This is a genomic window from Candidatus Uhrbacteria bacterium CG10_big_fil_rev_8_21_14_0_10_50_16 (assembly GCA_002774875.1).
Taxonomy (GTDB): Bacteria; Patescibacteriota; Patescibacteriia; order UBA9934; family UBA11717; genus UBA11717.
In genome coordinates this window covers 80,780-91,468 of the sequence record PCYM01000005.1, presented here as the reverse complement: position 1 = coordinate 91,468, position 10,689 = coordinate 80,780, and the positions used below count along the sequence as shown (strand labels likewise).

Annotated in this window: 12 protein-coding genes; 2 read left to right on the top strand and 10 right to left on the bottom strand. The window is 50.0% G+C overall.

The genetic code is table 11. The features are described from left to right. Window positions 1–132: 132 nt before the first annotated feature. Window positions 133–1,185, bottom strand: a complete 1,053-nt coding sequence (locus COV06_02960; GenBank protein PIR47618.1) for an RNA-dependent DNA polymerase — start codon at window positions 1,183–1,185, stop codon at window positions 133–135. Between COV06_02960 and COV06_02955 the strand changes: the two genes are divergently transcribed. Further along, entirely contained in the window at window positions 1,142–1,555 is a 414-nt protein-coding gene (locus COV06_02955) for a hypothetical protein (protein PIR47617.1), read from the top strand. The two genes, COV06_02960 and COV06_02955, sit on opposite strands and share 44 nt — an antisense overlap. 679 nt (window positions 1,556–2,234) lie before the next feature. Here COV06_02955 and COV06_02950 read toward each other — a convergent pair. Continuing rightward, window positions 2,235–3,062 (bottom strand): hypothetical protein, encoded by an 828-nt coding sequence (locus tag COV06_02950; GenBank protein ID PIR47616.1) that lies wholly within the window; start codon window positions 3,060–3,062, stop codon window positions 2,235–2,237. Window positions 3,063–3,515: 453 nt separating this feature from the next. On the opposite strand from COV06_02950, the gene COV06_02945 reads away from it, so the two are divergent. Then, entirely contained in the window at window positions 3,516–3,767 is a 252-nt protein-coding gene (locus COV06_02945) for an excinuclease ABC subunit C (protein PIR47615.1), read from the top strand. A gap of 93 nt (window positions 3,768–3,860) precedes the next feature. Here the strand turns inward: COV06_02945 and COV06_02940 are convergent, their stop codons facing one another. From COV06_02940 to COV06_02905, 8 genes are all read right to left on the bottom strand, one after another. After that, complete coding sequence (locus tag COV06_02940; GenBank protein ID PIR47614.1) at window positions 3,861–4,154, bottom strand: hypothetical protein; 294 nt, start codon at window positions 4,152–4,154, stop codon at window positions 3,861–3,863. A 34-nt stretch (window positions 4,155–4,188) separates the two neighbouring features. Continuing rightward, window positions 4,189–5,571, bottom strand: a complete 1,383-nt coding sequence (gene pyk / locus COV06_02935) for a pyruvate kinase (protein ID PIR47613.1) — start codon at window positions 5,569–5,571, stop codon at window positions 4,189–4,191. A 32-nt stretch (window positions 5,572–5,603) separates the two neighbouring features. Next, window positions 5,604–6,071 carry a transcriptional regulator NrdR gene (locus COV06_02930; protein PIR47612.1) on the bottom strand — a complete coding sequence of 156 codons (468 nt, stop codon included), beginning with the start codon at window positions 6,069–6,071 and terminating at the stop codon, window positions 5,604–5,606. 58 nt (window positions 6,072–6,129) lie between these two features. Next, window positions 6,130–7,386 (bottom strand): cell division protein FtsZ, encoded by a 1,257-nt coding sequence (locus COV06_02925; protein ID PIR47611.1) that lies wholly within the window; start codon window positions 7,384–7,386, stop codon window positions 6,130–6,132. Between the two features lie 168 nt (window positions 7,387–7,554). After that, window positions 7,555–8,814 carry a cell division protein FtsA gene (gene ftsA / locus COV06_02920; protein ID PIR47610.1) on the bottom strand — a complete coding sequence of 420 codons (1,260 nt, stop codon included), beginning with the start codon at window positions 8,812–8,814 and terminating at the stop codon, window positions 7,555–7,557. Window positions 8,815–8,848: 34 nt separating this feature from the next. Beyond that, a complete protein-coding gene (locus COV06_02915; GenBank protein PIR47609.1) occupies window positions 8,849–9,220 on the bottom strand; it encodes a diacylglycerol kinase in 372 nt (123 codons plus the stop codon). Between the two features lie 3 nt (window positions 9,221–9,223). Beyond that, window positions 9,224–9,658, bottom strand: a complete 435-nt coding sequence (gene ybeY, locus COV06_02910) for an rRNA maturation RNase YbeY (GenBank protein ID PIR47608.1) — start codon at window positions 9,656–9,658, stop codon at window positions 9,224–9,226. Continuing rightward, the gene (locus COV06_02905) at window positions 9,655–10,689 is read right to left on the bottom strand and encodes a hypothetical protein (GenBank protein ID PIR47607.1); all 1,035 of its coding nucleotides are present in this window, start codon (window positions 10,687–10,689) and stop codon (window positions 9,655–9,657) included. Before COV06_02905 ends, ybeY begins: the two co-directional genes overlap by 4 nt.

Sequence of the window (10,689 nt, the reverse complement as noted above, 5' to 3'; positions counted from 1 at the left end):
ACGGGGCGACCTATAGGGATGTGTCCCCACAACAAAACCGCCCATGTGGCGGTTTTGTGTTTGGTGTGAGTACAAGTACCCATGAAAGCGAACCGGCTTGTTTTGGTTGTTATTTATAGAAACACGATACAATTACCCACTAGTCATATTGCGAATCATCTTCTCAACCAGATGTGCATCGGCGTGCTTGCATAAACCAAGATACGATGACGTGTTATCTGTAGTAGCGTTTCGTAATGCTCTGCGCTCCGTCGACGGTCGTAGAATGGTTGCGTGCGGTAGTAATATATATCCGAGAAAATCCACGCCCTGCCTCCAGGTTCTCACATGTACCTTGTTTGGATGCAGATGCATGTGGAGATGATTATTAAGAAACGTCTCAATTCGTTCAGTCAATACACCGCATTCTTCCGGAGATTCTGCGAGCAGTGCAAAATCATCACAATATCGGACGTAGTAGCGTATCTTGAGTTCTTGTTTAACGTACCAATCCAACTCATGTAGGTAGACGTTTGCAAACAGCTGGCTCGTGAGATTGCCCAGAGGTATTCCCATTCCAGGAGAGGTAGAAAAGCTCTCTACGATTCCAGTAAGTAACTTCATAGTTTCGTGATCATAAATGTGCCGTTCAAGAAGATGAAGTAGCTTTTGATGATTCACACTTGCGAAGAACTTTTGAATGTCACATTTGAGAGCGTAGACTATTTTTGTGTTGTTGGTACTACCTCTGAGCAAGAACGTCCTCAGTCTCTTCACCGCCGCATGCGTTCCTTTTCCTACGCGACATGAATAACTGTCATAAATAAACCGTTTCTCAAATAAGGGTTCGATAATATTTACGATAGCTTGATGCACAACTCTATCTTTTACATCGGCCTTGTGAATAGTGCGTTGTTTTGGATCATGAATGGTAAATCGCTCGTAGGGACTATGCTGGTAAGCACCTGATGCAAGTTCGGCTTGTAAGGCAAACAAGTTGTCTTCAAGATGGCATTCAAATAACATCACGTCTTGGCGGCTTCGCTTACCTTTACGAAAACGCTCCCATGCGATAAAAAGGTTTTCTATCGAAGTGATCTGCAAAAATAACTCATTATTTTCTGACCTATGAAGACACCTATTTCTCCCCCCCCCCCGCACTATTAGGAAAGAGCGAAAGTTGCTCGGTGGAGGTCCTGGCGACATCCCAATTGTTCATACGCTTTACGATATTTATGCTGAGTGGAATGAGATCGTAGAAAAGTTTCCAAAAGTACAACGATACGCTCTAGGCGAACGCGTCTCGCTTCATACTTTAACAGTACTTGAATTGGTCCTTACCGCCAGCGCAAATACCAAAGACCAGGAGAAGCTAACGGCTCTGCAACAAGCAAGCGCAAAACTTGATCTTATTAAGCTCCTTGTACGACTATCCAAGGACTGCAAGTGTATTGGGAACAATCAATATCTCCATATTGAGTCCAGACTTATTGAAACAGGAAAGATGTTAGGCGGCTGGATCAAACGCACTCAGGAGGATTTCAGAAAAACGGAGGAAGACAAAGAAGCGCGATAGAGCGCTTCTTTGCTACATAAGAACTCCCGACGGAGGGCACCGAGTAGTTCGAGTTGGCATTGCTGCACCAGTTGGCGTTCAGGTTCACCGTGCCATCGTTCAGGTTGCGGTGCACGCAGGGCACGTTCTGCCACGGCTCATCATCGTTCTCGGGGACACCTCACTTTACATCTCATCCTTCCAAGACACCGAAGCCAGACGCATCCAACTTCTGAATTTTATGCGGAACCTACTCCCTCACTGAAGGCTGACCCGTCGGCCGAAGCCTTGGCGAAGGCTGATTCCAAGATAAAATGCGGAGTGCTTGTTGATCCCACCGCACACTTTCATTATCCGTGAACAATGAAACTCTGTCGGCATATTGGGAAACAAGAGATTTCGGTGACCAGTATCCTCTTGTCCCTCCGTAGCTTTAGCGAAGGGGGATGAACACTAGCTCACTGACCTACTTTCCATTACTAGTTTACCAAAATTAATTGGAATAGAAGAGCGGCACCTGGGAGTGACGCTCTTCTATTGAGCGTTTTCCAGATGCCGCAGTGCCACGTAGAGCGCGTGCGCTTTTTTTGTGGCGAGTTCGCTTCGCGAACGAAGGGTCAAGGGACAAGACACGTCACTCGCGAGTGACAGTGCCAAGTCCCAAGAACCTCCGAGCGCAAAGCGTTCAAGTTCCCAGTGCCTACTCCCCGACGGAGGGCACCGAGTAGTTCGAGTTGGCACCGCTGCACCAGCTGGCGTCCAGGCGCACCGTGCCATCGCGCAGGCTGCGGCGCACGCAGGGCACGCCCTGCCACGGCTCATCATCGCTCTCGGGGACGTTCAACTCGTAGCCGGCGCAGAACCAGGCAGGCTTTTCCTTGTAGTCGATCGCCTTGGCGCGATCCGGGAACATCCGCGCAGCGAAGATGCCCGCGTCCGAGAGCGACCGACTGCTTCGCACGGACGTGATGTCGGTGCGCTGTCGACCCTCCGACAGATCGAAGGTGACCCAGCAGATCCCCGGCTTGTGCCGATCGTTCCCGCCCAGGAGCCGCAGGCGTTCCACGTCCTCGCCCCGGTACGGGTGCGCTCCGGACAGGAGCAACTCCCACCGCCAGAACTTGGGATCGTGGATGTGCTTGACGCTCGCGCAGGTCGCTTCGAAGGTCTTGATGACCCCATCGCGACCCTCGCCGAAGGCCGCCGGCCGCACCTGGAAGCTGCGGAAGGCGTCCTTGCCCTTGGGCCAGTTGGGCGCCATGCGCTCGAGGTGGGTGAGCTCCGAAGACGTCGGCTCCTTCGCGCCCAGCGGGCAGAAGGTGTCGTTGTAGGCGGCTCGCAGACGATCGAGGGACTCCTTCACAGAGATCTCGAACGGGTTGGAGTTGCGTCGCTCGTTAAGCGACGTGATCCACCACTCCATGAGCTTATCGTCTCCGAGGAGCTCCTTCATGATAGGATCGGTGCCGCCGAAGCGGCGAAAACGACGCCAGAACTCAGCGTTCTGGTCAGGATCGGGACCGGCCATAAGACCTGCCTCCTTGTGCCAACTCCGACTAGCCTCCAATCACGCCTTATGCGCTCACGGAAACCTGCCTTTGTCCATTAAGAGTGGCGTTTTGAAGTCTGCACTAACTGCAAAACGCCACTCTCAAGAGATATTGGAACTTGTCAGATGGTAAAGAACAACGGCTAAATATAACAGAAAACAGGCTTTCTGTCAATCAAATATACCATCCTTCACTAATTTGTAAGAAACTTTACTTATTAGAAGTAAATAATCATGTTTTTTGACTAATCTTAGCTGAAAGGCAGGCGGGACGACCCGAGTGGTTCGAATCGCGTCCACCCCGCCATCCCCCGCCGCTCGTCAAAGACGTGCAATGGGGGATGTCTCTCCAAAGCTCCGCAGGAGCGAAGGAGGACCAAACCACAAATACGACCCCATTGAGGTCGTGTTTGTTTTGTACAATATAGAAGTATATATTTTGTGTATATTCTTCAAAGCAACATTAATGGAAGAAACTATTACGGATCAACTGGTCAAGATAGTGAGAAGCGTTTACGCGAGTACAATACCGGGAAGTCACAACATACAAAAAAATCTCTACTATGGACTCTCATTTGGTATGCGGCTTTCGCAACAAAAACAGGAGCGGAGCATTTTGAACAATATCTAAAATTTAGTTCCGGTCGCGCGTTTTATTGCAAGAAACTTATTTTAAAAAAATAAACAAATCTAGCTTGGCAGCGCCTCTGCCGTAAAATAAAGACCGCTCCTGGGAGTTCGTACCCGAGAGCGATTTTTTTTGGAACGTTCCCTCGGCTAACGCTTCTGCCTCGGTGGCCAGTATTTGATCCACACGTGGTCTGGGCCCATCCACTGGGTGTACATTCTGATGGTTACCATCGGCAACGGAATGCCATCCACGTCGATGCCGAACCTCTCCCGCAGGGCGCTGCGGGTACCGGGGCCAAAGTTGCCGTCCACTTCGCTCTCAGCAAGACCGAGAATTTCTCGCTGGAGACATATGACCGCCTCTACGCTCTTTCCCACATGCCGGCCGTTCACCTCAACCGTGCACCGCGAGCCGACCAGCCCGTTGAGAATCATCTGCATCACCAAAACCCCACACGTTTGTGTGGGGTTTTTACTAAGCACCTGTAATAAACAGGAGCTGCGTGGTCTTCTTGATAAGTTTTTGTTCTTCTAATGCTGCACGGGCAGCTTTTTGAAACGCATCGGCGCTTCTTGCACGCTTGAGCACAAACGGTGTCACTCCCCAACACAGACTCAACTGCCTTGCCTGTTTGTCGTCCACCGCCGCAATAAAAATTGGAACCTGTGGTCTGTGTCGATTAAGCGTCAAGGCCACGTCTCCAAACTGCATGCCCGATACAATCGCCTCCACCTTGTCCCCTTCCATTGCCACGCGAATCTGATCCACAAGCGCCATGTCAGTCTCATCCACGCAGAGCTGATCGGGCCGCACCTGGCTATACACACTCGCCTCCGTAGCCTCTGCAACCGTCACGAGCGTCTCTACAGCCTTTACCGGGTACTTTCCGGTAGCAGACTCCGCTGAGAGCATGATCGCGTCCGTATGGTCAATAACGGCATTTGCCACATCCGACACCTCCGCACGCGTTGCACGAGGCTTGTCCCGCATACTCTCTAACATTTGCGTCGCCACAATCACCGGAACACCCGCACATCGGCATTTATGGACAATTTCTTTTTGATGCAATGGGACTTGCTCGGCAGGAATCTCCACACCTAAGTCTCCCCGCCCCAACATAATCGCATCCGCTTCCTCAATAATATCGTCAATATGATGAATGGCATCTGCGCGCTCCACCTTTGCCACAATCTCAATATTGCTTGGCTTAATCCCCTGACGCTTTTCCTCGCGTTTAATAAGCTCACGTAATTTACTCAAATCCTCCCCATTACTCACAAATGACAGCACGATCATATCCACGCCCGCACGCACACCAAAAGCAACGTCTTTTTGATCCTTAGCCGTGAGCGCAGACAAGCGCACCGATGAGTCCGGCAAGTTAACACCCTTGTGAGAGGTGACAAGTCCTCCAACCTCCACACGTGCAGAAACCGTCCCTTTATGGACCGCTGTGACGCGACAGACCACATTCCCATCATCGATCATCACGCGGTCGTGTGCCTTAACATCACGCGCAAATCCTCCGTACGTAACAGGAATCAACTGATCGCGGTCGTTGTACTCTTTGGCCTTTGGAGAAAAATGAACGGTCTTTCCTTCGCCAAATTTAAGACCCGCAGCCGGCAGCGCCCCCACGCGAATTTTGGGCCCCTGTAGATCCTGCATAATGGCTACGGGAATGTTCATGGAAGCCGAAAGTCCACGGATTGTCTCAATAAATCCTTGGTGCTGCTCATGCGTCCCATGCGAGAAATTCAAACGAGCTACACGCATGCCAGCGAGGATCATTTTTTTAAGTGTCGCCTCTTTTTCAGAAGCCGGACCAATGGTGCAGACAATTTTTGTTCGTGACATATAGAAGACACGGTTATTGTGTTCAAGCCCCCTTACGTATGCTCTTGCGTACGTTTCCGAATTAATGCGTTCAACTCCTGCTGAAATGTTTCTACGTCTTCAAACTGTCTATAAACACTTGCGAAACGGATGTAGGCCACTTTATCAAACGTACGTAATCGATACATGACAATGGCTCCCAATTCATCCGACGTCAGCTCAGGAACCTTCTTGCGCTGTATATCTCGCTCAATGGTGTGTATCAATTTTTTGAGGCGGAGATCCGTGTAGGGTCTCTTCTCCAATGCACGAAGGATCCCCTTAAGTATCTTGTCTCGAGAATACGCCTCACGACGTCCATTACGTTTTACCACCGTTAGATCCATGAGCTCCGCCTCTTCTACCGTCGAGAACCGATACAAACAGGCCAAACATTCACGACGTCGACGAATCCCCATGCCATCCGAGGAAAGACGCGTGTCTACAACCTTCGTCTGTTTATTACACACCGGACAGTTCATAGGCCCATTATAGCAAATCAAGAGAAAACCCGCTCGTAACACAAGCGGGTTTTACCCATTACATCATTTTTTTGCGAATGAATGCAGGAATGTCGATTGAATCCTCATCCGACGCTTGATCTTCCGATGAAGAAGTCGTGTGAACAGGAGCGGGAGCCACAATCGGATCTGATGGCATAGCTTTCCTTGCCGCCGATTCATCGCTGGAAACACGCTTGGTCATTGGACTTGGCGTTGGCTCAAGATCCTCCATCATACGTTGTTGAGGTCGTTCCATTGTTGGTCGCACACGTGTCACGGGTGGTGTCCATGTCCCTGCAACCGGTACCACACTTGTTCCATACACAGCAGAGGTCATTTCATTTCCCTCAAACCCCGTTGCCACAACCGTAATGATAACTTCATCCGTAAGCGCTGAACTAATGTTTGCCCCAAAAATCACACGTGCGTCGTCATCCGCAGATCCGGTAACAACCTTGGCAGCCTCAGCAACCTCATGCATTCCAAGGTCTGCACTTCCCGTGATCGTAAACAGAATTCCTTTTGCACCCTCAATAGAGATCTCTAACAACGGACTCGCAATCGCCTGTTTTGCGGCCTCCACAGCACGATTCTCTCCAGATGCCGATCCAATTCCCATGAGTGCCGAACCTGCATTGGACATAATCGCTTTTACGTCCGCAAAGTCAACGTTAATGAGTCCTGGAATCGTAATAAGATCCGAGATGCCCTGCACACCTTGGCGCAAAACGTCATCCACAATCTGAAAGGCATCAACCAGGCTCGTTTTCTTATCAATAATCTGCAAAACCCGATCGTTTGGAATTGTGATGATCGTATCCACGTGGGCTGAAAGATTCTCGTATGCTTCATCGGCAATCCGCTTTCGCTGCGCCCCTTCAAACGTAAACGGTTTTGTTACGACCGCAACAGTGAGAGCTCCCACGTCTCGTGCAAGTTTTGCCACATGTGGCGCCGCACCGGATCCTGTTCCTCCACCCAAACCTGCCGTAATAAACACCATGTCCGCTCCGTTAATGGCATTGCGGATTTCATTTTGACTTTCCTCAGCCGCGCGATATCCGATCTCTGGATTCATGCCAGCGCCCAGTCCACGTGCAACGGACTTACCGATTGCCAATTTTATTTGCGCAGCGGAATGGTGGAGCGCCTGCGCGTCTGTGTTGATCGCAATATACTCGACACCTTTTACACCGGATGCCACCATGCGATTAACAACACTATTTCCACCTCCTCCAACACCAATAACTTTGATCTTCGCGAACGTTTCGATTTGTGGTTTTACTTCAGCCATAGAGCGGGGTTAATTCGGATACCAATTGTGTTCAGCTCCCCCAGCTTGAACAGTTTTTGTGATGGAGGAATTATACCACCCGTTCCCAACTGGTCAACGCAAGAAATGTGTTCACCTCCATTTGGCAAACAAAAAAACAGAGCCGAAGCTCTGTCTCCGCAGGGAACCTTATGGCATCAGGCCTTTTACCCAGCCTTTCATCATGCCTCCCAACTGATCCATATTTTTGAGTCGATCCATAACACTACCAATGGAGCCTCCCTTATGTCCCTCAATCTCCTGCGCCCATTTTATGAGACCAATAGCCGTTGCAAATCCAACATCGTGTACTTGCTCCACGGCAGACGAGACACCGATCGGTGTTCCAAGGGTTACGGGGAGTCGTAATACATCCTTTGCCACCTCGGTCATGCCTGGCAATTTAGCTCCGCCGCCTGTCAAAAAAACACCTGCTGGGAGCAAACCAGAACGATCGATTCGAACAAGCTCCTCATCCACTTTTTCAAACAGCTCCTCCGCACGCGCATGAATAATTTCTGCTAAAAACTGATGCGTACAACTTTCGTCCCCAAGGGCACCAAATTCACTTACCAAAATCTTTTTACTTCGGTCCGTTTGCGCCGTCAATGCCGTCCCGTAGGATAGCTTAATTTGCTCGGCAACATCAATAGACGTTCTGAGTCCAATCGCGATGTCAGACGTAATATGATCCGCACCGATTGGCAACACAGCCACATGCAAAACATCTCCTTCTTCGTACACAATTACGCTTGTGGTTTGGGCACCAACATTGATCACCACACTTCCAAGCTCTTTTTGCTTTTGTGACAATACCGCCTCCCCCGTTGCAAGGATAGAAAATACAAGGTCATCAATATTGAGGCCTGTACGATACACAGCCTTGGTAACATTTTTTATCTGCGAGGTCAGCCCTTGAATAATGAGTGCATCCACCTCTAAACGAATGCCTGTCATTCCCACGGGATCTTTGACACCGCGCTGACCATCCACCGTAAAGCTTTTTGGAATCACGTGTAAAATCTCATGGTTGCTAGGTGTCGCCACCGTGCGTGCTGCCTCAATGGCTCGGTCTACGTCTTCCTCACGAATCTCTCCATCGCTACGCGCTACACCAATTACCCCTTTGCTCTCTTGCGCAATAATGTGCGTTCCGCCAATACCGACCCACGCGCTCTGCAATGGTTGTCCCGTCATGCGTTCTGCATGTTCTAAGCATTTTGAAATACTCGCAACGGCATCATCAATACTCGTCACGGATCCCTTGGAAATTCCCTGCGATGGAACCTCAACCGCACCAAGGATTGTGATATCAGAAACCCCGTGTTCCTTTTGAACACGTTGGCCTACAACGATACGAATCATGGACGATCCAATATCGACACCTGTCAAAAGAGGGCTTGATCTCATAGCGGGGCTATTATACCTGTCTGCGGGTGCACGATCAAGCTTGTAACAATTCCACAAAATATGGAAGGAAGATAATCACTCCCACAATCACCGCTGTAATAGCCGTCAAAAGGACTGCTCCTGCCATAAGATCCTTAATATCGCGCACAATAGGCTGCAGCCGTGGCTTGAGGCCATCCGCAATGCGCTCGATCACACTATTAAACAACTCGAGGATAAGAACGGCCGAAGAGAGCAACAATAGCAGCACGTATTCCCATACACGAACATGCAACAATGTGGCTGCACACAAAATGAGAACAGCAAAAAATGCTTGAACACGAAAATTTTTCTCGTCTTTGAACACAACATAGACTCCTCGAAGCGCATGTCGAATACTAGATAAAAAGGAGGATCGTCGAGTCATAGGTTAGTGAGAAGCGGCTAATATTCTGTCCTGCAGTCTAAACATCACATCTTTCTTTTGAACTGTCTCATGATTATAACCAAGGAGGTGTAAGAGACCGTGTACAAGCAGCAGCTCAACTTCGGCACGAGCCGTAGTCCCGTGCTCCTTCGCTTGCTTCTCTGCACGTGGATAATAGATGAGGATCTCACCTAAGTAGCCTCGAGCCTCCTCGATCCCCTCCGAGGGAAACGCGAGTACATCCGTCACCCCGTGCCCTCCATAATAAGCCTCATTAAGCCGCTTCATGGCATGCGCCGTCACAAAGGCGATTGAGATCTCCTGTCTCCCTTCCACATGACTCAGTCGTTGCGTTGCGCGGAGTAACCGCTTAATGCGATCCTCAGGCAGGCGCTGTCCTCCTTTGAGACCTCCGTAGTTGATAGCAAATGTGATCATAAAACTTCTTCATTCTTCGTCAAGCTATTGATCATCATTTCAAAGGTTTGCCTGTACTGGATGCGCATGGCGTTCCCAAGATTATAGGTAAATACAAGTATCTGCTGATCCGAGAATCGAACATAGGCTGTTAAATGATCCTCTGTCCAGACTCCTACAAATCCTTGCTTTGTTCTAAAGGCTCCCAACGGCTGCTGATCTGCAATGGCAACGGTTTTTGTATACCAGGAATTAAGTGTCTCGCTCGCCGCAACCGTCTGAGGGAGAACCTGAAACGACTCCCCCGTAGGTGCCGTAATCACCACAAGACCGGAAACTGTGTTGAGCTGCTGTGTCCATCGCGCAAGTGCATGGAGTTGGTATCCGTCTGGCTGCACAATTTTGACCGCTCCTGTATCCAATAACGTCTGTGGCGCCGTACCGTTTGGATGATACAGGTTGAAAACTTCGTTTCCATCTAAGAATCCATCCTGATCCGTATCGGGTCGATTTGCCTCCGTCCCGTAGACGACTTCCTCAATATCGGTCAATCCATCGCTATCCGTATCCTGCCCAGGGAGAGCAACACCGGCAAACGGATCCGTAGGAGAGACGGGTTCCGGCTCTGTGACAATCGGTGGCTTTGTATCCACGGGAGGTGTTGGCACCACGACAGCTGGAGGTGGCGGTGTTCGTACAGGCTCCACGACAGCCGGCGTTGTATCACGAAGCATCCAATAAGCCCCTACGCCCAAAACAGCTAATAAAATAACCCCACCAATAATCAATCCCCACGGTACCGGAGCTTTCTTACGCTTGGGTGGTTGTACTAATTTTTGTGTTCGGGCCTGTTGAGGTGTCACGCGATGCACGGGTTCAGGACGCGGAACCACCTTAGGTGTGGGTGGTGTGATAACGACAGGTTGCTGCGTCACATAGGGACGCACAAGTCCCTCCTTCCCCCTAAATTCCTTGGGCATAACAGAAACCTGGAACGCCTGTGTTTGGCGTTCCGCGGTTGGTGTCGTCTGTGTTTTTACCTCCTGTGCCAT